The sequence below is a fragment of the Ideonella sp. FW305-24 genome (genome assembly GCF_058788035.1).
On the sequence record NZ_JBYTAI010000013.1, the window covers coordinates 68183 to 90761 of the forward strand.

At 69.5% G+C, this 22579-nt stretch carries 22 protein-coding genes; 10 read left to right on the forward strand and 12 right to left on the reverse strand.

All coding sequences use genetic code 11. From position 1 onward, the window contains the following. Positions 1-14 precede the first annotated feature (14 nt). Positions 15-935, reverse strand: coding sequence for a LysR family transcriptional regulator (locus tag AC3WR5_RS26325; protein WP_492488308.1), 921 nt, complete (start codon positions 933-935; stop codon positions 15-17). A 94-nt stretch (positions 936-1029) separates the two neighbouring features. Between AC3WR5_RS26325 and AC3WR5_RS26330 the strand changes: the two genes are divergently transcribed. Continuing rightward, positions 1030-1449: a nuclear transport factor 2 family protein gene (locus tag AC3WR5_RS26330; protein ID WP_492488310.1), complete on the forward strand. Its 420-nt coding sequence runs from the start codon at positions 1030-1032 to the stop codon at positions 1447-1449. A 160-nt stretch (positions 1450-1609) separates the two neighbouring features. After that, positions 1610-2674, forward strand: coding sequence for an NAD(P)-dependent alcohol dehydrogenase (locus tag AC3WR5_RS26335; RefSeq protein WP_492488312.1), 1065 nt, complete (start codon positions 1610-1612; stop codon positions 2672-2674). Positions 2675-2887: 213 nt separating this feature from the next. Here AC3WR5_RS26335 and iolB read toward each other — a convergent pair whose 3' ends face one another. From iolB to AC3WR5_RS26370, 7 genes are all read right to left on the reverse strand, one after another. Continuing rightward, positions 2888-3733 (reverse strand): 5-deoxy-glucuronate isomerase, encoded by an 846-nt coding sequence (gene iolB / locus AC3WR5_RS26340; RefSeq protein WP_492488314.1) that lies wholly within the window; start codon positions 3731-3733, stop codon positions 2888-2890. Then, complete coding sequence (gene iolE / locus AC3WR5_RS26345; protein WP_141289483.1) at positions 3730-4659, reverse strand: myo-inosose-2 dehydratase; 930 nt, start codon at positions 4657-4659, stop codon at positions 3730-3732. Before iolE ends, iolB begins: the two co-directional genes overlap by 4 nt. A 49-nt stretch (positions 4660-4708) precedes the next feature. After that, entirely contained in the window at positions 4709-6568 is a 1860-nt protein-coding gene (gene iolD, locus AC3WR5_RS26350) for a 3D-(3,5/4)-trihydroxycyclohexane-1,2-dione acylhydrolase (decyclizing) (protein ID WP_492488316.1), read from the reverse strand. Continuing rightward, positions 6568-8574 carry a bifunctional 5-dehydro-2-deoxygluconokinase/5-dehydro-2-deoxyphosphogluconate aldolase gene (locus tag AC3WR5_RS26355; protein ID WP_492488318.1) on the reverse strand — a complete coding sequence of 669 codons (2007 nt, stop codon included), beginning with the start codon at positions 8572-8574 and terminating at the stop codon, positions 6568-6570. Before AC3WR5_RS26355 ends, iolD begins: the two co-directional genes overlap by 1 nt. Beyond that, positions 8574-9374 carry an ATP-binding cassette domain-containing protein gene (locus tag AC3WR5_RS26360; protein ID WP_492488320.1) on the reverse strand — a complete coding sequence of 267 codons (801 nt, stop codon included), beginning with the start codon at positions 9372-9374 and terminating at the stop codon, positions 8574-8576. The genes AC3WR5_RS26355 and AC3WR5_RS26360 overlap by 1 nt, the downstream gene beginning before the upstream one ends. 30 nt (positions 9375-9404) lie before the next feature. Next, positions 9405-10565: an ABC transporter permease gene (locus AC3WR5_RS26365; protein WP_492488322.1), complete on the reverse strand. Its 1161-nt coding sequence runs from the start codon at positions 10563-10565 to the stop codon at positions 9405-9407. Between the two features lie 73 nt (positions 10566-10638). Further along, positions 10639-11673 (reverse strand): sugar ABC transporter substrate-binding protein, encoded by a 1035-nt coding sequence (locus AC3WR5_RS26370; RefSeq protein ID WP_492488324.1) that lies wholly within the window; start codon positions 11671-11673, stop codon positions 10639-10641. 208 nt (positions 11674-11881) lie between these two features. Between AC3WR5_RS26370 and AC3WR5_RS26375 the strand changes: the two genes are divergently transcribed. From AC3WR5_RS26375 to AC3WR5_RS26385, 3 genes are all read left to right on the forward strand, one after another. After that, a complete protein-coding gene (locus tag AC3WR5_RS26375; protein WP_141289024.1) occupies positions 11882-12784 on the forward strand; it encodes a MurR/RpiR family transcriptional regulator in 903 nt (300 codons plus the stop codon). Positions 12785-12854: 70 nt separating this feature from the next. Continuing rightward, positions 12855-13850 carry an inositol 2-dehydrogenase gene (iolG, locus tag AC3WR5_RS26380; protein ID WP_231011882.1) on the forward strand — a complete coding sequence of 332 codons (996 nt, stop codon included), beginning with the start codon at positions 12855-12857 and terminating at the stop codon, positions 13848-13850. Then, positions 13847-14884 carry a Gfo/Idh/MocA family oxidoreductase gene (locus tag AC3WR5_RS26385; protein ID WP_492488327.1) on the forward strand — a complete coding sequence of 346 codons (1038 nt, stop codon included), beginning with the start codon at positions 13847-13849 and terminating at the stop codon, positions 14882-14884. The genes iolG and AC3WR5_RS26385 overlap by 4 nt, the downstream gene beginning before the upstream one ends. A gap of 43 nt (positions 14885-14927) precedes the next feature. Here AC3WR5_RS26385 and AC3WR5_RS26390 read toward each other — a convergent pair whose 3' ends face one another. The 3 genes from AC3WR5_RS26390 to AC3WR5_RS26400 all read right to left on the reverse strand — a co-directional run bounded on the left by AC3WR5_RS26390 (position 14928) and on the right by AC3WR5_RS26400 (position 16995). Beyond that, the gene (locus AC3WR5_RS26390; protein WP_492488329.1) at positions 14928-15743 is read right to left on the reverse strand and encodes a class I SAM-dependent methyltransferase; all 816 of its coding nucleotides are present in this window, start codon (positions 15741-15743) and stop codon (positions 14928-14930) included. Then, positions 15740-16147: a hypothetical protein gene (locus AC3WR5_RS26395; protein ID WP_492488331.1), complete on the reverse strand. Its 408-nt coding sequence runs from the start codon at positions 16145-16147 to the stop codon at positions 15740-15742. Before AC3WR5_RS26395 ends, AC3WR5_RS26390 begins: the two co-directional genes overlap by 4 nt. Positions 16148-16224: 77 nt before the next feature. Further along, positions 16225-16995 carry a hypothetical protein gene (locus tag AC3WR5_RS26400; protein ID WP_492488333.1) on the reverse strand — a complete coding sequence of 257 codons (771 nt, stop codon included), beginning with the start codon at positions 16993-16995 and terminating at the stop codon, positions 16225-16227. A gap of 162 nt (positions 16996-17157) precedes the next feature. Between AC3WR5_RS26400 and AC3WR5_RS26405 the strand changes: the two genes are divergently transcribed. The 4 genes from AC3WR5_RS26405 (at position 17158) to AC3WR5_RS26420 (ending at position 19471) form a co-directional block, all read left to right on the forward strand. After that, positions 17158-17643, forward strand: coding sequence for a GFA family protein (locus tag AC3WR5_RS26405; protein WP_492488335.1), 486 nt, complete (start codon positions 17158-17160; stop codon positions 17641-17643). A 110-nt stretch (positions 17644-17753) separates the two neighbouring features. Continuing rightward, entirely contained in the window at positions 17754-18362 is a 609-nt protein-coding gene (locus AC3WR5_RS26410; protein ID WP_492488337.1) for a sulfite oxidase-like oxidoreductase, read from the forward strand. 56 nt (positions 18363-18418) lie between these two features. After that, positions 18419-19168 carry a ferredoxin reductase gene (locus tag AC3WR5_RS26415; RefSeq protein WP_492488339.1) on the forward strand — a complete coding sequence of 250 codons (750 nt, stop codon included), beginning with the start codon at positions 18419-18421 and terminating at the stop codon, positions 19166-19168. 21 nt (positions 19169-19189) lie between these two features. Further along, positions 19190-19471, forward strand: coding sequence for a VF530 family protein (locus AC3WR5_RS26420; protein ID WP_492488341.1), 282 nt, complete (start codon positions 19190-19192; stop codon positions 19469-19471). 10 nt (positions 19472-19481) lie between these two features. Here AC3WR5_RS26420 and AC3WR5_RS26425 read toward each other — a convergent pair whose 3' ends face one another. Continuing rightward, entirely contained in the window at positions 19482-21182 is a 1701-nt protein-coding gene (locus AC3WR5_RS26425) for an FAD-dependent oxidoreductase (protein WP_492488343.1), read from the reverse strand. Between the two features lie 155 nt (positions 21183-21337). Between AC3WR5_RS26425 and AC3WR5_RS26430 the strand changes: the two genes are divergently transcribed. Beyond that, a complete protein-coding gene (locus AC3WR5_RS26430; RefSeq protein WP_492488345.1) occupies positions 21338-22573 on the forward strand; it encodes a CaiB/BaiF CoA transferase family protein in 1236 nt (411 codons plus the stop codon). The last annotated feature ends 6 nt before the right edge of the window (positions 22574-22579 follow it).

Below are 22579 nucleotides of genomic sequence, written 5' to 3' on the forward strand. Positions count from 1 at the left end.
TCATTCTCCATGCGTCATCCTGGCACCGACAGCGATGCATTCGCTTCCTCATCCGTCACGGCCAGACCCTGGCGCAATGCAGCGAGCACCGGTCCCCAGCGACGGCGGGTGCGCGTGGGTGCAAACAAGTGCATCTCATAGCGCGGCAACGCTTCCTGCAGGCGCAGCGGGACGATCTGGCCGGGTGGGCTGCTGGCCAGCAGGGCCGGGTGAGGCAGCACGGCGAGCAGGTCGGCGTGGGTCATCAGTTGCAGCAGCGAGGCGTAGTCGGGGCAAGACGCGGCCACGCGCGGTGGTGGCATGCGGCGCACGGCGAAGGCTTCGTGCAGCACGTCCACCGGCCCGGCGACGCTGGGGCCGACGATGGCCCAGGGAGCGAACTGCAACTCGGCAAGCGAACGCGCTTTCGCCAACGGGTGATCGCGGCGCGCGTAGGCCTGCGGGGTGATCTGGTACAGCGCTTCGCAGGCCAGGCCGGCGCCGGCCCAAGCGCGCGGCCGGGGTGAGATCACCAGGTCGAGCTCGCCAGCGGACAGGCGCGCCAGCAGCCGGCCTTCGTCGGTGCTGGCCAGGTCCAGCCGCCGCGACGGCCGGCCGTCGCACCAGAGCGCGTACAGGGCCGGGCCGCACACCAGCGCTGCCGAAGGCGTGAGGCCAACACGCAGCAGGTCACGCTTGGCAGCAGGTCGGGTGGCCTGCGTCAGCGCCGTCAACTGCTCGGCGATGTCGGTGCTGCGGGACGCCGCATGCAGCGCCACCTCGGTCGGTACCAGTACGCGCCCGGACCGCGTGAACAAAGGCGCACCGAAATGCCGCTGCAGTTGCCGCATGCCGTGGCTGACAGCTGGCTGCGAGACCCCGGCGGCCTGCGCGGCCGCGGCGAAGCTGCCATGCGCGATGACCAGCCGAAGGTAATGCAGGTATCGCAGATTCATAAATGTCGTTGATGGATCAGCCGCCATTCTGGCTTGCCCACCGACCCGCCGCCTGAAACCATCACGGCACCGAACCACATTCCTGGAGCACACCGTGAGCGACATCGCCTTGAACACCGTGCGCAGCTACCTGCGCTACCTGCATGCCAGCGACACCTCCGGCCTCATCGCCAGCTTCGAGGACGACGGCCTGGTGCATTCGCCCTTCCTGGGCACCATGCTCGCGCGGGACTTTTTTCCCAAGCTGGCCTCGGCCTCCAGCCAGAGCGTGATCACGCTGATCGACCTGTTTGCCTCGGTGCAGCTGGCCGACGACACGCTGCGCGTGGCGGCCTACTTCCGCTACGACTGGACGCTGAGCGACGGCCGGCTGGTCGACTTCACCTGCGTGGACGTGTTCAGCTTCCGCCCCGGCTGTACCCGCATCGCCCAGATGCACATCGTCTACGACACGCATCCGCTGCGCGAACGGGTGGGCGACAAGTACGCTCCCAGCCCGGCAGGCGGCGCCTGAGACAGCCCCATCGGGAATGGCGTCCCAGCGCTAGCACGTCGGGCATGAACGCGATGTGTCAGCGCAGGAAACCCTGCACGGGGTGCGGCCCTTGGACAGCGCAGTCGCCCACAGCGAAACTGCACTGTTCGTCCGCCACTGCACCTCAGGAATTCTGCCCATGACCACCCTCGCCTACGCCGCCCAGAGCGCCACCGGCCCGCTTGCGCCTTTCAGCATCGAGCGCCGCCCGCCCGGGCTGGACGACGTGCAGATCGACATCCTCTACTGCGGCGTCTGCCACTCGGACCTGCACACGGCGCGCAACGAATGGAAGAACACGCTGTACCCGACGGTGCCCGGCCACGAGATCGTCGGCCGGGTCAGCGCAGTCGGTGCCAACGTCACGAAGTTCAAGCTCGGCGACATGGCCGGCGTGGGCTGCATGGTGGACAGCTGCCAGCACTGCGCCTCCTGCGGCGAAGGCCTGGAGCAATACTGCGAAAACGGCTTCACCGGCACCTACAACGGCCCAGTCTTCGGCGGCGAAAACACCTTTGGCGGCTACGCAAGCCGCATCGTCGTGAAGCAGAAGTTCGTGCTGAAGATCAGCCATGCGGAGAAGGACCTGGCAGCCGTCTCGCCGCTGCTGTGCGCCGGCATCACCACCTACTCTCCTCTGCGCCAGTGGGGCGTGGGCAAGGGCCAGAAGGTGGGCGTGGTCGGCCTGGGTGGCCTCGGCCACATGGCGGTGAAGATCGCCGCGGCGATGGGCGCGCACGTGGTGCTGTTCACCACCTCGCCGAGCAAGATCGAGGACGCCAAGCGCCTGGGCGCGGCCGAGGTCGTGATCTCCAAGGACCCGGCCGCCATGGCCGCGCACCAGAACTCCTTCGACTTCATCCTCAATACCGTGGCCGCCCAGCACGACCTGGACCCGTTCATCGCCCTGCTCAAGCGCGACTGCACGATGACGCTGGTCGGCGCGCCCGAGCACGCCCACCCGGCGCCCAACGTCTTCGGCCTGATCTTCAAGCGCCGCCGCCTGGGCGGCTCGCTGATCGGCGGCATCCGCGAAACGCAGGAGATGCTGGACTTCTGCGCCGAGCACAACATCGTCTCGGACATCGAGATGATCGCGATGCAGGACATCAACACCGCCTACGAGCGCATGCTCAAGAGCGATGTGAAGTACCGCTTCGTGATCGACATGGCAACGCTGGGGGCAAAGGCAGCAGCAGCCTGACGCTCACTCGCGTCCGGTGCGAAGCAGACGAAATGAACCGGCAGCCGGTCGGCGCGCTGGTCCCCAGCCTGGCTGGCCAGAGACAGAGGCAGAGGCCAACGCGGCGGCGGCCGCTGCAAGACAGGCGAGGACAGCAAAGCTCAGCCGGGCCGGCATCGACTGCGCGGGCGCAGCTGCCTTCGGCGCAGGGCCACTCCGCCGTGGCCTGCCGCGTCACCCCTTCAACATCCATTCATGCACCGGGTCATTGCGGAAGACCCAGAGGCGTTGGGGGCCGGCCATGACGTTGAGGTAGTAGAGCTCGTAGCCGTGCGGGGCGACGACGGGGTGGTAGCCGCGGGGGACCATCACCACGTCGTGGTCCTCCACGGCGCAGGCTTCGTCCAGGCTGCGGTCGTCGGTGTAGACGCGCTGGAAGGCGAAGCCTTGCGGGGGGTTGAGGCGGTGGTAGTAGGTTTCCTCCAGCTGGGTTTCCAGCGGCGGCTGCTCGGCGTCGTGCTTGTGCGGGGGGTAGCTGGAGGAGTGGCCGGGCGGGGTGATGACTTCCACCACCAGCAGGTGGGCGGCGGTGGGATCGTCGTGCGGCAGGATGTCGCAGACGTAGCGGGTGTTGCTGCCTTGGCCACGGGTGCTGCGGCGCATGCCGGCAGGATCGATCAGGCGCACCTGGCGCGGCTGGGCATCGCCCGGCGCGCTGCACAGCGCCACTTCCGCAGCCGTGCTTGCCCGCACCACCACCTGGCAGTTCGGCGGCACATAGACGGCGGCCGGAGAGACCGGTTCGAACACATCGGCCCGCGTTCCCAGCGCCCGGAATTCATGGCTGCGGTGACCGGCGGCCTCACCGGCCTGCGCGGCTGGCTCGATCACCTGCACATCGACCTGCCCGCTCAGCACCACCAGGCAGAGCTCACGCGCCCCGGTGGCCAGGCTCTCGGCTTCGCCGGGCGCGAGCCGCAGGGCCTGGAAGCCCACGTGGCGCCAGCCGGCGCGCTCGGGCGTGACGGTGACGATCTCCCGGCCCTCAGGGTTGGCCTTGACCAGCAGGGGGCTGGTCATCCGGTGACTCCGCTGGCGGTGGCTGTGGCGATGCAGCGGCGCAGCGTCTCGTAGCCCTTGCGGGCATAGGGCTCGCTGGGGGCGACGGCGGGGTCCTGCTCGGCTTCCACCACCAGCCAGCCTTGGTAGCCGGCGGCGTGCAGGGTCTGCAGCACGGCGTCGAAATCGATCACGCCGTCGCCGGGCACGGTGAAGGTGCCATTGAGCACGCCGGTAAGAAAGCTCCAGCCTTCGTTGCGGGCCTGGGCGATGACCTGGGGCCGCACGTCCTTGCAGTGCACATGCACCACGCGGCTGACGTGCTGGCGCAGCAGCGCGGCGGGGTCGCTGGCGCCGCCATAGAAGGCGTGGCCGGTGTCGAACAGCAGGCCCACCTGCGGTGCCTGGGTCACGGCCATCAGCTGCGCAACGTCTTCGGGCGACTCCACATAGGCGCCCATGTGGTGGTGGTAGGCCAGCGTCAGGCCGTAGGCGGCTTGCAGGTGCTCGCCGAAGGCGTTCAGGCGCTGGCCGTAGGCGCGCCACTGGGCCTCGTTCGTGAAGCGCGGGCGGCGGGCCAGCGGGGTGTCGATGCGGCCCTGGATGCTGCCTGCCACTTCGCCATAGACCACCACCTTGCAGCCGTTGTGCTGCAGCTTGTGCATGTGGGCATGGCAGTTGGCGATCTCGTCGTCCAGCGGGCCTTCGGCCAAACGGCCGGAGTACCAGCCGCTGACGCAGGCCACGCCGAATTCGGCCAGCTTGGCGGCCAGGGCCTCGGGCGCTTGCGGGAACTTGTTGCCCAGCTCGAAGCCCTGGTAGCCAATGGCTGCGCCTTCGCGCAGTGCGGTCTCCAGCGGGGTTTCGCCGCCCAGCTCGGGCAGGTCGTCGTTGCTCCATGAAATCGGGTTGATGCCGATGCGGACGTTCCAGGGGGTGGGCTGCATGCCGATGTCTCCGGGGGGGCAGAAATAAGGAATGGAAAAAGGGCGAATCTCAGGGGCGCTGCGCGGCCTTGGCGGCTTGCAGCGCGCTGTGCGCGGCCTGCACCTCGGCGCGGGCCGAAACCTCGGGCACGGCCACTTCCCACCAGCAGCCGCCGTCGTCGGTGGTGCGGCGGTGGGTGGTGGCTATCACGATGACCTGGGTGCGCTGCGCGGCGCGAGCGCGCTTCAGCGCGGGCTTGAGCGCGGCCAGGCTGTCCACATGCACCGCCTCGGCGCCCAGGCTGCGGGCATGGGCGGCGAAGTCGATGGCCACGTCCTGCCCGCCTTCGGCCACGCAGTCGGCCAGCAGGTTGTTGAAGCGCTCGCCACCGGTGGCCGTCTGCAGGCGCTGGATGCAGCCGAAGCCGCGGTTGTCCAGCACCACGATGAGCAGCTTGCGGCCCAGCATCACCGAGGTGGCGATCTCGGAGTTCATCATCAGGTAGGAGCCATCGCCCACCATCACCACCACCTCGGCCTCCGGCCGGGCCAGCTTCACGCCCAGCCCGCCGGCAATCTCGTAGCCCATGCAGGAGTAGCCATACTCCATGTGGTAGCCGCCGGGGCGGCCGCTGCGCCAGAGCTTGTGCAGCTCGGCCGGCAGCGTGCCGGCAGCGCAGACCACCACGTCGCCGCCGGGCGAGTCGGCAGCCGAGTCGCGCACGGCGCCGATCACCTCGGCGTCATACGGCAGCGTGCCAGGTTCCGGCGTAGCGGTGGTCAGTGCGTCCACCCGCTGGCGCCAGGCGGCAGCGGCGTGGGTGGCGCGCTCGCGCCAGGCCGGCTCGGCGCGCCAGCCGGCTTCCTGTTCCAGCCGGGCCAGCGCCACCTGCGCATCGGCCACCAGGGCCTGGCCATGCCACTTCTGGGCGTCCAGCGGCGCCACGTTGAGGCTGAGCAGACGGGCCTGCGCAAACAGCGAGTGCGAGCCGGTGGTGAAGTCCTGCAGCCGGGTGCCCACGGCCAGCACCACATCGGCCTCGCGGGCCAGCGCGTTGGCAGCAGGCGAGCCGGTGACGCCTATGGCGCCCAGGTTCAGCGGATGGTCCCAGGCCAGGCTGCCTTTGCCGGCCTGGGTTTCGGCCACCGGGATGCCGCGCTGCTCGGCCAGCCGGGCCAGCACCTCGCAGGCGCCGCTGTAGAGCACGCCACCGCCGGCCACGATGAGCGGCCGGCGGGCCTGGCGCAGCAGGGCCAGCGCCTGCGCAAACTCGGCTTCATCGGGCGGCGGCCGGCGCAGGCGCAGCGGCGCGGGGTGCAGGAAGTCTTCCGGACAGTCGAAGGCCTCGGTCTGCACGTCCTGCGGCAGCGCCAGGCAGACGGGACCGCACAGGGCCGGGTCCGTCATCACCTGCACCGCGCGGGGCAACGCACTGAGCAGCTGGGCGGGCCGCACGATGCGGTCGAAGTAGCGGGTAACGGGCCGGAAGCAGTCGTTGACGGAGAGGTCGCCGGCCTGCGGGTCTTCCAGTTGCTGCAGCACCGGGTCCGGCGCGCGCGAGGCAAAGGTGTCGCCGGGCAGCAGCAGCACCGGCAGCCGGTTCACATGGGCCAGCGCGGCGGCAGTGACGAGGTTGGTGGCACCGGGGCCGATGGAGCTGGTGACGGCCATGATGCGGCGGCGGAAATTCGCCTTGGCATAGGCGATCGCGGCGTGCGCCATGGCCTGTTCGTTGTGGGCCCGCAGCGTGGGCAGCTCGGCGCGCTGCTGCCACAAGGCTTCGCCCAGCCCGGCCACATTGCCGTGGCCGAAGATGGACCACACGCCGCCGCAGAAGGGCTGCAGCGAACCGTCTGGCGCCTCGATGCGCAGGGCGGCCAGGTGGCGCACCAGCGCCTGGGCCATGGTGAGCCTGATCGTGTTGCCCATCATGCAGCCTCCTGAACATCGTGGACCCGCGCGCCGGGGCGGCTGGCACGCCAGGCGTCCACCAGCTGGGCGAAGTTGTCGGCCGCCTGGTGGACCAGCTCGGCGTCCCCGATCTGCCCGGCCAGCCAGCGTTGGCTAGGGCCGGCCCACAGCGTGCGGCCCACCATGAAGCCTTTGACGATGGGATGCGTGGCCTGCGCAAAGCCGGCCACCAGGCTGGCAAGCGGCTGGTTCAGCCCCAGGATCACCACGCCGCGGCACTGCGGGTCGCGCGCCTCGACCAGCGCGGCCAGCTGCTGCCAGCCGGCCTGCTGCATGGGCGCCAGCTTCCACCATTCGGGCTGGAAGCCCAGGTTGTAGAAGCGCTGCACCGAGCGCAGCACCGCCTGGTCGGCCGAGCCCTCTGGCGTCAGCGCGCGCGGCGGGATCAGCTCCAGCAGCAGCTCGTGGCCGCTGGCGCGGGTGGCCTGCCAGAGCTCGCGCACCCGGGCCTCCTGTTCCAGCCGCAGGTCCACCGCGTCATCCGGGTGGTAATGCACCAGGCACTTGACCACCTGCTCGCGTGGCCAGCCTGCCAGCTCGGAGCCGATGGAGGCGGTGCCGTCAAAGCGCAGCGGGCGCGAGCCGGGCAGCTCCACCGGCCGGCCCACCCACCAGCCGCGGCCGGTGGCGGCGTGCAGCGCGGGGGCGCCGAAGTCGGCGTCGATCAGCACGCCCACGCGGCCTTGCAGCCCGTGGCTGTGGGCGACCTGCTCGGCCGCCTGCACCAGCAGCTGCTTGAGCAGCGGCAGCCGGGCCGGGTCAGCGCCAGCCTCGCGGGCCAGGTCCAGGAACTGGCTGCGGTGGTCAAAAGCCATCACGTTCAGCTCGGGCCACTGCGGCCGGGCGGCGGTGCTGCGGTGCAGGTGGGCCAGCTGCGCGTCGGCATCGACCCTGGGCAGGCGCCGGCCGCTGAACCAGTGCGCCAGCTCGGCCGGCGTGGGCATGGCCGGCGCGCAGGCATGGCGCGACACGACCAGCGCGCCGCAGGCATTGGCCAGCGTGGCAGCCTCGGCAAAGCCCTGGCCGCGCAGCAGGCCAGTCATCAAGCCGGCGGCGAAGGCGTCGCCCGCGCCCAGCACATTGAGCACTTCCACGCGCTCGCCCTGCACCGTCAGCGCATCGTCCAGCCGTGCGGGCACCTCGCCTGGCACATAGCTGCAGCCCAGAGGGCCGCGCTTGACCACCATGGCCGCCGGCGTCAGCGCCCGCACCCGGCGCAGCGAGCCCATCAGATCGCCCGGCACGCCACCGGCAATCATGAACTCCTCTTCGGTGCCGATCAGCAGCTCGAACTGCGGCAGCAGGGCCTGCAGGCTGGCGCTTACGGCGGCATCGGCCACGTAGCGGTTCTGGCCCTCGCCGCGGGCGGTGAGGCCCCACAGCACCGGCCGGTAGTCGATGTCCAGCACGCGCAGCGTGCCGTGCCGGCCGGCATGGGCCAGCGCGGCGCTGGAGGCCGCGCGCACCGTGGGCTGCGAGAGGTGGGTGCCGGTGATCAACAGCGCCCGGCACTGGGCGATGAAGTCCTCCGAGATGCCCTCGGCCTGCAGTGCCATGTCGGCGCAGTTCTCGCGGTAGAAGAGCAGCGGGAAGGTGTCGCGGTCCTTCAGGCCCAGCAGCACCAGGCCGGTCAGGCGCTCCGGGTCGACCTGCACCATGCGGGTGTCGCAGCCCTCGCGCTGCAGGGTCTGCAGCAGGAAGCGGCCCATCTGCTCATTGCCCACGCGGGAGATCATGGCGCTGCGCAGGCCCAGCCTGGCGGCGCCGAAGGCGATGTTGGCCGAGCTGCCGCCCAGGTATTTGGCAAAGCTGCTGGCGTCTTCCAGCGGGCAGCCCACCTGCTGGGCATACAGGTCCACGGCCAGCCGGCCCAGGCAGGCCAGGTCGTGGCGGCGGCCGCCGGGAATGGCCAGCTGCGGGCCTGGGTGGGTGTTGGGGGTGAGGTACATGGCGGGGGTGTCCATCAGATCGTCACGCCTTCCAGCTCGGCCATCATCTTCTGCATCTCCGCGCCGCCGGCCATCATGTCCAGCACCTCCGCCTTGCTGACATCACGCTTGGCGAAGCTGCCCATGGACTGGCCGCGGTTGAGCAGCGTGAAGCTGTCGGCCACCGGGTAGGCGTGGTTGACGTTGTGGGTGATGAAGATCACCGAGATGCCGCGCTCGCGGGCCCGGTGGATCAGCTTGAGCACGTTGACGCTTTGCTTGACGCCCAGCGCCGCGGTGGGTTCGTCCAGGATCAGCACATGGGCGCCGAAGTGGATGGCCCGGGCAATCGCCAGGCATTGCTTTTCGCCGCCGGACATCTGGCCCACCATCTGGTCCGCGTCTCGCACGCGAATGCCCATGGCGGCCAGCTCCTGGGCGGCGATGCGGGCGGCCTGGGCGTGGTCCATCACCGGCAGCACGCCCAGGAGTTTCCTGACCGGCTCGCGGCCCATGAAGAAGTTGCGCGAGACGCTCATCAGCGGCACCAGCGCCAGGTCCTGGTAGACGGTGGCGATGCCAGCGTCCAGCGCCTCGCGCGGCGAGCGAAAGCGCACCGGCTGGCCATTGACCAGGTACTGGCCCTTCTCGGGCGTGAACACGCCGGCCAGGGTCTTGATCAGCGTGCTCTTGCCGGCACCGTTGTCGCCCAGCAGGCAGTGCACCTCGCCGCGGCGCAGGCGCAGCGTGATGTCGCTCAGCGCGATCACGGCGCCGAAGTACTTGCTGATGTTCTCCAACTGCAGGATGTAGTCGTCAGGCTTGGGGTTGCTCATCACAGCTCCGGTGTGGTGGCTGAGCGCGGCTCAGCGGCCCAGCGCAACGCGCCGGCGGATGTAGTTGTTGAACAGCACCGCGGCCAGCAGCATGCCGCCCAGGAACACGCGGTACCAGTTGTTGTCGATGCTGGTGTAGCCAATGCCGATCTGCACCACGCCGAAGATCAAGGCCCCCAGCGCGGCGCCTATCACCGAGCCGAAGCCGCCGGTCAGCAGGCAGCCGCCGATGACCGCGGCGATGATGGCCTCGAACTCCTTCTGCAGCCCGCGATCGGCCGCCGCCGAGCCGGCATCGGCCACCTGCAGCACCGCAAACACGGTGGCGCAAAAGGCCATGAAGACAAACAGCAGCACCTTGACCCGCGCCACCGGGATGCCCACGTTCTTGGCCGCGTTGGCGTCGCCGCCGACCGCAAGGATCCAGTTGCCCACCCGCATGCGGGCCAGCACGAAGGCGCCGCCTGCCGTCAGCGCAGCCCACCACACCATCACCTTGGGCACGCCGATGGCCAGTGCCGCGCCATCGTCGCGCGCGGCCAGCAGGCCCAGCCGGGCCAGCGCGTTGAACAGGCCGGTCAGCACATGGCCCTGGAACAAGGCCTGCACCAGCGGGTCGGCAGCGATCAGCTCGTGCAGCACCGCGTCCCCATTGCTGGAGACGATGGTCTTGCCGGTCAGCAGCACCGAGATGGCCAGGCTCAGGCCACGCAGGATGAAGTAGAACGCCAGCGTGACGATGAAGCTGGGCAGCCCGGTCTTGACCACCAGCCAGCCGTTGAGCCCGCCCAGCGCCATCGCAGTGGCGAAGGCGAACAGCACGGCCAGCCAGACCGGCCAGCCCCAGTAGAGGCAGGGGATCGCCAGCATCATGCCGGCGAAGCCGATCATCGAGCCGATGGAGAGATCGAACTCGCCGGCAATCATCAGCAGCGCCGCACCCACCGCGAGGATGCCCAGGAAACCGGCCACCGTGCCCCAGTTGACGATGCCCTCGGCGCTGAACATGCCAGAGCCGCCCGCGCCGAGGCCGAACAGCAGGAACACCAGCGCGGTGCCGGAGAGCGCGCCGAACTCGGGCCGCGCGAGCAGCCGCCGCAGGCGACCGACCTGGCGCAGGCGCTCGTCGCTAGCAGGGACCGGCGTCACCGTGCTGGGTGGCGGATGGGGAGTGGACAGCAGGGCACTCATGAAAACCTCGTGCGTCAATCAAGCCAGAAGAGGCCGCGGCGCAGGGAGCTGCCGCGGCGCAGGGTTCACCACTTCACCGGTATTGGCCGGCGTACTTCTCGACCGTGGCGATGTTGTCCTTGGTCACGAAGCCGGGGCCGGAGCCAATGTGGCGCGGGCCATAGGCGGGCGCCAGGCCGTAGGTGTCCAGCCTGATCTTGAACTTGGCGTTGGCCTTGAGCGCGGCCGTGGCCTGGGCCAGGTCGGTGCTCTTGGCATCGTGCATCAGCGACAGCACGGCCACCGGGATGTAGCCCTGCAGGTAGGGTTGCTGGTCGATCGCGAAGTTGATCTCGCCGGCCTTGATGCCGCGCGAGATCTCGTCGGAAAGGTCGAAGGTGGCGAAGAAAATTTTGCCTGCCAGGCCCGCTTTCTTGACCGCCTTGAGGGCCGGGGCGGCAGCGTCCGGGCCCAGGGCCAGCACGGCCTGGGTGCCGGGGTTCTGGCGCAGATAGGCGGCGGTCTTGCTCTCCACCGAGGCGGGGTCGATGCCGGTGTCGATGGTGCTCTTCTTGAAGTCGGCACCAATCGCCTCGGCAAAGCCGCGGCAGCGCTCGAACGAGGCCGGATTGGTGGCGAAGTGATTGATGCAGACAAAGCTCTTCACGCCCGCCGCCTTGGCCCGCTCGCCCGCCCCCTTGCCGGCCTCGTACTCGGGCTGGCCCACATGCATCAGCGCGCCCAGCTTCTCGCTTTGCTCGGGCGTGCCTGAGTTCACCGTGATCAGCGGGATCTTCTTGTCGGTGACTCTTTTCAGCGCGCCTTGCAGCACCTGGAAGTCTGCGATGGTGGTGATCACGCCGTCGTAGTTCTGCGCGCTGGCCTGCTCGATCAGCCGGGCCATGTCGGCCAGGTCGCCGTTGGCCGGGTTGCGGTAGTCCACCGTCACGCCGAAGTCCTCGCCGGCCTGCTTGAGCGAGTTGCGGATGGTGTTCCACCAGGCGTCGGAGTCCGGCGCGTGGCTGATGAACACGTAGCGGCCGCCGGCCTGTGCGGCGACGCAGGTCAGGCTGGCCGCCAGGACCAGGGTGGTGATGGCAAGGCGCCGGCTGAGCGAATGCTGCTTCATGTGTTTGTCTCCTCGCAATGCGTTGCGATTGGCTGGGAATTTCGGCAGATCTCATGGCGGACAAACCGGTTCAGGGCCTGCCGCGACGCCAGTGTAGTCAGAAGAGAAAAAAACTTCTTAGTGGATAACGATTAGAAATTAATTTCTAATTTTCCACCTGCCGACCTATCATGCAAACCGGTTTGTTGGCCCCATCCCTGCGCTCCCCATGTCCGCTCCGCCCGTCGCGCCCGCTGCTTCTCCTGCCCCCGCCGAACGTGCCCAGGCGGAATCTCCCGTGCATGCGCTGCTGCAGCGCATCGCCGCGGAGTACCCCTCGCTGAGCAAGCAGCTCAAGCAGATCGCCCAGCACGTGGAGCAGCACAGCGACCACCTGGGCCTGGAGAAGATCCAGGACGTGGCCGCGCGCTGCGGCGTGCAGCCTTCGGCCGTGGTGCGCTTTGCCAAGCACTTCGGCTTTTCGGGCTACAGCGAGCTGCAGAAGCTGTTCCGCGACGGCATCGCCGCGCAGATCGCCCCGACGCGCAACTACCAGGCGCGCATCCGCGAGGTGATCGCCCAGGGCCAGGGCCGGCTCTCCAGCGCCGACATCGCCTACGAGTTCATCGCTGGCGCGATTGCCGGCATGAACGAGCTCCAGCGCGATCTGCACGGCTCCACGCTGGGCGATGCCGTGGAGCTGCTGGCGCAGGCGCCCGCGATCTGGGTGGTGGGCGCGCGCCGCTCCTTCCCGGTGGCCACCTACTTGGCTTACGCGCTGCAGCACACCGACAAGCCGGTTCAGCTCGTCACCGGCATGGGCGCCATGCACGAGGGCCAGCTGCGCAGCCTGCGCCGCGACGACGTCATGATCGCCATCAGCTTTGCACCCTATGCGCAGGAAACCACGCAGGCCGCCGAGGCCGCCGCCGCCCAGGGTGCGCGCCTGATCGCCATCACCGACAGCCGCATGGGCCCGCTGGCGGCGCTGGCCCTCACCACGCTGGTGGTCAACGAAAGCAGCACCTTCGGCTTTCGCGGGCTGACCAATGTGATGGCCCTGGCGCAAAGCCTCTTCATCGCCCTGGCCTACCGGCTGGAGCTGGACTACCACCCCGCCGCAGGTGCATGAACAACCCCCGCGCACGGCCCCCGGGCTGCTGCACGAACAACTTCCCCCACACTTCCAGAGGAGACACCCCATGAAGAACGTCGCCGTCTTCGGCGCCGGCCGCATCGGCCGCATCCATGCCACCAACCTGGCGGCACTGCCTGGCGTGCGCCTGCGCAGCGTGTGCGACCCCATGGCCGCGCAGGCCGCCGAGTTGGCGAGCCAGCTCGGCGCCGAGGTCTCGACCCCGGAAGCGGTGCTGGCAGACCCCAGCATCGACGTGGTGGCCATTGCCTCGCCTACCGACACCCACAGCGAGCTGATCACCCGCGCCGCAGCGGCCGGCAAGCACATCTTCTGCGAGAAGCCGGTGGACCTTTCCGTGCCGCGCGCCCAGGCCTGCGCCCAGGCGGTGCGGGCCGCGGGCGTGGCCTGCATGATCGGCTTCCAGCGTCGCTTCGACCCCACCTTCAACGAAGCCCAGCAGCGCCTGGCGCGCGGCGAGATCGGGGCGCCGGAGATGCTGGTGGTGACCAGCCGTGACCCCGGCGCGCCGCCGGCCCAATACCTGCGCGGCTCGGGCGGCATCTTCCGCGACATGCTGATCCACGACTTCGACATCTTCCGCTGGATCCTCTGCAGCGATGGCGACGAGGCAGCCACGCTCTATGCCACCGGCTCGGTGCTGGTGGACCCGGCCATTGCCGAGGTGCCCGACATCGACTCCAGCGTGGTCACCATCCGCACCCGCAAGGGTCGGCTGGCGCAGATCAACACCAGCCGCCGCGCAGCCTATGGCTACGACCAGCGCTTCGAGGTGCTGGGCTCGACCGGTATGCTGCAGTGTGGCAACCACCGGCCCACCGAGGTCGTGCAGTCCGACGCCCAGGGCGTGCGGGCCGACAAGCCCGAGCACTTCTTCCTGCAGCGCTACCGCGAAGCCTATCGCCTGGAGCTGGCGCACTTCTTCGAATGCCTGCAATCGGGCCGTGCCTTTCGCACCACCATCGAGGATGGCGTGGCAGCCCAGCAGTTGGCGGACGCGGCCGCCCAGTCGCTGGCCAGCGGACAGGTGGTGGTGCTGTGAGCGCGGCCGCTGCAACGAGCGCGCCGCTGCGCGTGGGCATTGCCGGCCTGGGCCGGCTGGGCCAGCGCCACGCCCAGCACCTGGCCCGGCATGCGTCTGGTGCCCAACTGGTGTCGGCCTGCAGCCCCGTCGCCGAGGAACGCACCTGGGCCCGCGAAACGCTGGGTGTGCAGACCCTGCACAGCGATTTCCAGGCCTTTGTGCAGGACCCGCAGCTGGACGCTGTGGTGCTGGTCACCCCCACCACCCTGCATGCCGAGCAGACCATGGCGGCGCTGGCCGCGGGCAAGCACGTCTTCGTCGAAAAGCCCCTGTCACTGGACGTGGAGACCTGCGAGCGGGTGGAGGCGGTGGCGGCCCGCCACCCTGGCTTGGTGGCCATGGTGGGCTTTGTGCGGCGCTTTGACCCCAGCTACCGCCAGGCCCGGGCCGACATCGAGGCCGGCCATGTGGGCCGGCCCTTCCTGGTGCGCTCGCAGACCTGCGACATGCACGACCCGGCCGGCTTCTTCGTGCGCTTTGCCCCCACCTCGGGTGGCCTGTTCATGGACTGCAGCGTGCATGACATCGACCTGGCCCGCTGGATGCTGGGCAGCCCGCGCGCCCTGCGGGTGTTCGCCAGCGGCACCATCGCGCTGCACCCGGACCTGGCCGAGCACGGCGACGTGGACAACGGCATGGCCATCATCGAGTTCGAGGGCGGCGCCCGGGCCGTGCTCTACGCCAGCCGCACCATGCCGCATGGCCACGAGACCACCACCGAGGTCATCGGCACCCAGGGCGTGCTCAGCGTGGGTGTCGGGGCCCACCGCGACCGCGTGCAGACGCGGGACGCAAGCGGTGTGCACCACCGCCCGGTGGCCGATTTCTTCGAGCGCTTCCACGAGGCCTTCCGCCACGAACTGGACGCCTTCGTCCAGGCCTGCCGGGGTGGCCCGCCCACCGGCCTGAGCCTGGCCGATGCCACCGCAGCCACCCGCATCGGACAGGCCATGCGGCGCTCGCTGCACAGTGGCCAGCCCGAAACCGTGTGAAGGCGTTTGCGCGGCGTGCCAAGGGCGCCGCGGCGCTGTGCAGTCAGCCGGTCCGGGTCCCCACCAGCACCGGCTGGTAGAACACATCGTCCAGGCGCCGCACGTCGCGCAAGCCCGCCGCCCGCATCAGCTTCAGCAGCGTGTCGGTACTCACCGCGTGGTAGACCGAGCGCATCACGTGGGTCTGCACCGCCTGGCTGGCAGTGTCTTCCTCGACGAAGAAAAATGTGATGTGGCACAGGTCGGCCTGCGGGGTCCCGTCGGCCGCCGCAGGGCGTGCCTCGAAGTCCCAGACCTGGCTCAGCAGGAAGCGCTTGCCGGCTTCTTCGCGCACGCCGTAGGGCTTGACGATGCCGCGCCCGCGCGGCTCGGCGGCGTAGTCGCGCACGCTGATCACGCAGCCGCCACCGGGGGCGAGGCAGTCGTGCATCTGCTGCAGCGCCTGCAGCAGGTCCGCATCCGTGAGCAGGTGCGGCAGCGAGTTGTCGGCACACAGCACCAGGTCGAAACCGCCCCCGTGGTGGCAGTGCACCTCCCGCATGTCCGCCACCGAGAAGGCGATGTGCAGGCCGCGTCGGGCCGCCTCGTCTCGCGCCCGAGCCACCGAGGCAGGCGACAGGTCAGAAGCCGTCACGGCGTGGTCTTGCTGCGCCAGCCCCAGCGCCTGCGTGCCGATGCCGCAGGCGACGTCCAGCACGCGGCGCTGCGGGGTGGCCCGCGGCCACTCACGCTGCATCAGCACTGAGAGTTGCTCACCCTGGCGCCGCACGCTGGCCGGCCAGTCCGGGTAGACCAGGTGGTAGAGCGGTGCCAGCGCGTCGTAGAAGGCCGGGGCTTCCGTCGGTCCGCCAGCCGTCACCCCTGATCCCGCAGCCGCCTGGCCAGCAAGGCATATTCCTTGGGCCGGTCTTTCTTCATCGTCTCCAGCAGCACGCCAATGCGGTCCATGTCCGCCTTGAGCTTGCGCAGCTTCAAGGCTTCGACCTGCCGCTGCGTGTCTTCCAGCCCCTTCAGGGCGTCTTCGACCGTGTCGGCGTCGACCTGACCTCGACCGAGTTGACCTAGCACGACCTCGGTCAGCCAACCCAGCTGCTTGCCATAAGAAGCCACATCAAACGCCTGGCGTTCGATGTCCTTGTCGCCGGACTGAGGCGAGATGCCGTTGAAAAACGCCGTCAGGTTGGGCTCGATCTGTTGCGCGACCGAGCCGCTCCAGGGAAAGTGATACTGCGGCGCCCAGAACACGAACCAAGGCAGAAACATGGCGGCCTCCCGCTTGTTGAGAACCTTCACTGTCAGCGGGCGCGGCGCAAGGCGCAACGCCAACTTGGGGGACGTCTTCAGGAGCCGGTGGTGTGGCGCGCGACCAGGCCAGGCCAGCTGCGACTGAATTCGGCTGTGAGCTTGGCGAAGGCGTCCCGCTCGGTGATCTGGCGCTGCTCGTCGGCGCTGTCCTGGCTGCCCCAGGAAGTGGCCAGGGTCTGGGCCTGCGCGGTGGCCTCGTAAGCGCTGTAGACGTAGCCCGTGCGGGTGTCCACCAGCAAGGCGGAGGCCACGGTGCTGACCGAGATCTTGCGCGTGGGCGCTAGGCCTAGCGTGACGACGGTGAGCGGCTTGGCCTGGTCGTTGTCGAAGAAGCGGGTGTCGAAGGTGTAGAGCCAGACCACGTCGGCCTGCAGTCGCGAGGCGGCAAGCCGCAGGTCGCGTTCGCTGCTGATGCGCTCCGGCAGCAGCATGCGGTTAACGGACGCCAGGCCGGCCACCTGCGGCAGCTTGCCCAGGCGCTCCAACTCGGCTTGTTCAGCGTCGTCGCGCGTGGTGACGACGGTGTACCGGCCGCCGCCATCCACGGCACCGCCGCGGCGGCCCAGCGCGAAGTTGTTGTAGGCCGGACCTTGTACATGCATGGCCACGATGCTGGCCGGGAACTTCAGCGTGGGCTTGGCGGCAAAGCCTGCTTGCAGGTCTGCCGGCGTTTCTTCCTGCAGGTCGGCCTTGGGACCGGGCGTGAGGTAGGTCGATGAGCAGCCCGAAAGCCACAGCACCGCCACGCAGGCGAACGCGCCAGCGGCCAGCCGGCGAACGGAGAAAAGCGAACGTTCCAGGGTCATGGCAGCAATGCGTTGAACGAGCGCTCACCGCGAGACTGACGGCGAGCAGACAGGCCGCGACGGCCCGGCAGAAGAATGGCAAACGAGTATGCCGTAACCTCCGACGGCCCAGGCACGCGGCCTGCCCGGACAACGTTCCACCACCCGAGCCAGGAACCCCCAATGCAACTCGAAGGCAGCTGCCACTGCGGCAGCGTCAAGTTCTCGGTCCAGTCCGCGCAGCCGGTGCCGTTCATGCGCTGCTATTGCTCGATCTGCCGCAAGACCGCCGGCGGCGGCGGGTTTGCGATCAACCTCGGTGCGGACTTCCGCACGCTGAAGGTCACGGGCAGGCGCTACCTGCGCGTGTACCGCGCCCACATCGAGCGAGACGGCAAGCTTGAGCAGAGCACCGGCCAGCGGCACTTCTGCACGCGCTGCGGCAGCGCGCTGTGGCTTTACGACCCGACCTGGCCGGAGCTGGTGCACCCGCATGCCAGCGCCATCGACACGCCGCTGCCCCTGCCACCCTCGCATGTGCACCTGATGCTGGGTTCCAAGGCGCCGTGGGTGGCCATGGAAGGCTTGCCCGGCGACCCACGTTACGACGAATACCCGCCGATGTCGCTGGCCGAATGGCACGCGCAGCACGGGCTGACCTCGCCCTGATGGTCGACCTTGTGGACGATCCACATCCCTGCCTTCGGCGGTGGACAGGCTCGCCCTGTAGAGGCACAGTCGCCTGACTTCCACCTTCCTGACCAGACAAAGGACTTGCCATGGCCACCCGTGGATTCTTCGGGATGCGGCCCAGCGCCGAAACCGCCAAGCGCCTGCCGCCTGGCCAGCACCTGACGCCGGACTTCCCGGTGCTCTCCTTCGGCCCTACGCCGCGTGTGGACCTGGCGACCTGGCGCTTCACGTTGAAGGCTGGCGCCAAGCCGCTGGCCAGCTGGAGCTGGGACGAATTCCAGGCGCTGCCGCAGACAGAGTGGCAGGGCGACATCCACTGCGTGACGACCTGGTCCAAGTTCAACACCGCCTGGCGGGGCGTGTCGCTGGACGACCTGTTCGCCGCCGCCGGCATCACGCCGCCCACGCCCTTCCTGCTCGCGCAATCATTCGACGACTACACGACCAACGTGCCGCTGGCCGACGTGATCGGCGGCAAGGCGATGATTGCCACGCACTTTGGCGGCGAGCCGCTGGCGCCCGAGCATGGCGGCCCGGCGCGCCTGCTGGTGCCGCACCTGTACTTCTGGAAAAGCGCGAAATGGGTCAACGGCCTGAAGTTCACCGAGCGTGACGAGGCCGGTTTCTGGGAGCTGCGCGGATACCACACGTACGGCGACCCGTGGCGCGAGCAGCGCTTTTCGGACGATCCGTGAGCCCGCCGGACCGCCCCAAGGGCGAACACCGGAGTGCGCAGCACGAAGGTCCATCCGTGAGCGCAGTGCCCACGCCTGCAGCCTCGCCCTGGCGGGAGGCGACGGTCGACGAAGTGCAGCGCCACGGCCCGCGCGCGCTCAGCCTGTTCCTGAACAGCCCGCTGCCGCCGCACCAGGCGGGCCAGCATGTGGACCTGCGGCTGGTCGCCGAAGACGGCTACGAGGCGCGGCGCAGCTACTCCATTGCTTCGGCGCCCGGCGCGCCGCGCATGGAGTTGCTGATCGAGCGGCTGGACAACGGCGAGGTCTCACCCTACTTCCACGAAGTGACCGTGGCCGGCGACGTGCTGGAACTGCGCGGGCCGATTGGCGGCCACTTCGTCTGGCGCGTCACCCAGCCCGGCCCGCTGCTGCTGGTGGCCGGTGGTTCCGGCATTGCGCCGCTGATGGCCATGCTGCGCCACCGCGCGGCCACGCAGGCGCCCGTCGACACACTGCTGATCTACAGCGCCAGGACCTGGGATGAACTGGTCTACCGCGACGAGCTGGCCGCGATGGCGGCGCAGGATGCCCGCTTTCACTTCACAGCGGTCACCACCCGCGAGCCGGCGCGGCGCGCCGGCGACTTTTCGCAGCGACTGGACCGTGCCGCGCTGGCCACCGCGCTGCGGCAGTGGGGCCGGCTGCCGCAGGACGTGTACGTGTGCGGTGCGACAGGCTTTGTCGAGACGGTGGCTGCAGCACTGGTGGACCTGGGCATGCCGGCCGCGAGCATCCGCACCGAGCGCTACGGCGGGCTGAGCTGAGCGGGCTGCGAGAATCGCCGCATGTCAGACGCACCCGCCGCACCACCCGATCAGCCCCCGAGCAAGCCGCCCGGCCAGCCCAAGAACCCGCTGCACGGCCTGACGCTGGAGGCCATGCTGCAGGCCCTGGTCGCCTACTTCGGCTGGGAAGGCCTGGCCGAGCAGGTGCCGGTGCGCTGCTTCGCGCTGGACCCGAGCATCGGCTCCAGCCTGAAGTTCCTGCGCAAGACGCCGTGGGCCCGCGAGAAGGTCGAAAACCTGTACCTGTTCATGCTGCGTGAGCAGCGGCGCGAGGCGCGCTGAGGCGCTGGCATCAAGCCACGGCCTGCGTGCCGGACAGGTACTGGTGAATGGCCGCGACCACCGCGGCGCCTTCGCCAATGGCCCCGCCCACGCGCTTGACCGAGCCAGCGCGCACATCCCCCACCGCGAACACGCCGGGAATGCTGGACTCCAGCGCGGCGGGCACGTGGCCGGGAATCTTGCAGATGGTGCCCTGGCCGGTGAGCACAAAGCCATGCCGGTCCAGCTTCACGTCGCAGCCTGCCAGCCAGCGCGTTTCGGGTTCGGCGCCGACGAACAGGAAGACGTTGCGCACCGGATGGGTTTCGACCTCGCCGCCATTGCGCCGGCGCCAGCTGGTGGCCTCCAGGCCAGTGCAGTGTTCGCCGTGCAGCTCGGTGATCTCCGTCCGAACGAGCAGCTCGATGTTGGGCGTGGCTTCGATGCGGTCGATCAGGTAGCGTGACATGGTGGCCGCCAGCCCGGGGCCTCGCACCAGCATGCGCACGCGCGCCGCGTGCTGCGACAGGAACACGGCGGCCTGGCCGGCGGAATTGCCGCCGCCCACCAGCGCGACCTCGGTCTTGGCGCAGATGCGCGCCTCCAGCGCCGAAGCCCAGTAGGAAATGCCGCGGCCCTCGAACTCTTCCAGGCGCGGCACCGCAGGCCGCTTGTAGCGCGCGCCGCTGGCGATCACCACGGTGCGCGCACACAGCCGCCGGCCGTCGGTGAGCCTGATGGCCAGGCCGCCGCCGGGCTGGTCGCGGGTGCAGTCCAGCGAGGCCACTTCGGACGGGATCAGCATCTCGGCGCCGAACTTCTGCGCCTGCACATAGGCCCGCCCGGCCAGCGCCTGGCCGGTGATGCCGGTCGGGAAGCCGAGGTAGTTCTCGATGCGCGCGCTGGCCCCCGCCTGGCCGCCATAGGCCCTGCAGTCCAGCACGGCCACGCGCAGGCCTTCGGAGGCGGCGTACACCGCTGTCGACAGGCCCGCCGGGCCAGCGCCCACCACGGCCACGTCGAACACCTCGTCGAATTCTTCCGTGCTGACCATGCCGGCGCAGCGCGCCAGCGCGCCTTCGCTGGGGTTCACCAGCACCGCGCCGCTGGGGCAGACGGCCACCACGTCGCTGGCCTTGGCGTCGTACTGCACGGCCAGCGCCTTGGCGGTCTCGTCCTGCTCGGGGTCGACCACATGGTGCGGCTGTCCGTTGCGGCTCAGGAAGCTCTGCAGGCGCAGTACATCGGGCGAATTCGGCGCGCCGATCAGCACCGGCCCGCTGCCGCCGGATTCGATCAGCGAGACGCGCCGCAGGATCAGCGCGCGCACCATGCGCTCGCCCAGGTCGGCCTCGGCAATGATGAGGGCACGCAGTTGGTCCGGCGGAATCAGCAGCACCTCGACCGGCGTCTCGGCGTGGCCGTCCACCAGCGAAGGCCGGCCGGACAGCTGGCCCACTTCAGCCAGGAACTGCCCGCGGTCCTGCGACAGGATGGGCGTGACGCGGCCCAGGCCGTCGCGCTGGGTGATGGCCACGGTGCCGGCCAGCACCACGAACATGCCGGGCCCCGGCTGGCCTGCGGTGAACAGGCAGCTGCCGGGCGCGTAGTGCTGCACCGTGCCAAAGCGGCCGATGCGCTCGATCTCGGCATCGGTCAGCGCCGGGAACATCTGCGCGCGGCGGCTGTTGAAGGTGTTGTAGGGCGTGTACGGCGCAGCTTCGTCAGGCATGCGGGTCTCCGATGAGGCAAGCGGGGTTGGGCGTAGCTTAAAGCGTGTCGCGGGCGCCGGCATCGGCACAAGGGCATAGCGCTTTCGCCCGACACGAACACAGCCCTCGTCTTTGCGGATGCCAGGCAGGGCTTGCGCTTCGCACAATGGCGGCCATGCCTGAACCCACCAACTCGTCTTCCGCCCCCGCCACTTCCGCCGCTTCCGGCCCGCTGCACGGCCTGCGTGTGGTCGAAATGGGCCAGTTGATCGCCGGGCCGTTTGCCGCCAAGACCCTGGGCGACTTCGGCGCCGAGGTCATCAAGATCGAACCGCCTGGCACTGGCGACCCGCTGCGCAACTGGCGGCTGCTGCAGGACGGCACCTCCGTCTGGTGGCAGGTGCAGTCGCGCAACAAGCGCTCGATGGCGCTGGACCTGCGCCAGACCGAGGGCCAGGCCATTGCCCGGCAACTGATCGCCGAGGCCGACGTGCTGGTCGAGAACTTCCGGCCCGGCACGCTGGAAGCCTGGGGGCTGGACTACGACAGCCTCTCGGCGCAGAACCCGGGCCTGGTGATGCTGCGCATCTCAGGTTACGGCCAGACCGGGCCTTACCGCGACCTGCCAGGCTTTGGCGCCATTGGCGAGGCCATGGGGGGCTTGCGCCACCTCACCGGCGAGCCGGGCCGCGTGCCGGTGCGCTGCGGCGTGTCGATTGGCGACACGCTGGCGGCGCTGCATGGCGTGATCGGCATCCTCGCCGCGCTGCGCCACCGGGATGTGAACCAGGGCCACGGCCAGGTGGTGGACGTGGCACTGCACGAGGCGGTGTTCAACGTGATGGAAAGCCTGGTGCCGGAGTACAGCGCCTTTGGTGCGGTACGTGAGGCCGGTGGCAGCGCGCTGCCCGGCATCGCCCCGTCCAACGCCTACCGCTGCGCGGATGGCTACGTGCTGATCGCCGGCAATGGCGACAGCATCTTCAAGCGGCTGATGCAGGCCATCGGCCGGCCGGACCTGGCGGCGGACCCGGCACTGGCCGACAACGCCGGCCGTGTGGCCCGGGTCGAAGAACTGGACCGCACGATCGCCCTGTGGGCGCAGCAGCGCACGGCCACCGAAGTGCTGGCACTGCTGGGCCAGGCCCGCGTGCCAGCCGGCAAGGTCTACACCGCAAAAGACATTGCCGAGGACCCGCATTTCCGCGCCCGCGACATGCTGCTTTCGCAGACCACGCGCGACGGCCACACGCTGGAAGTGCCTGGCATCGTGCCCAAGCTGACGGGAACGCCCGGCGGTGTGCGCAGCAGCGCGCCACGCCTGGGGGAGGACACCGACGCGGTGCTGCGCGAGCTCGGCCTCACGGCGGCGCAGATCACCGCGCTGAGAGACCGCAAGATCGTCGCCTGAGGCTGG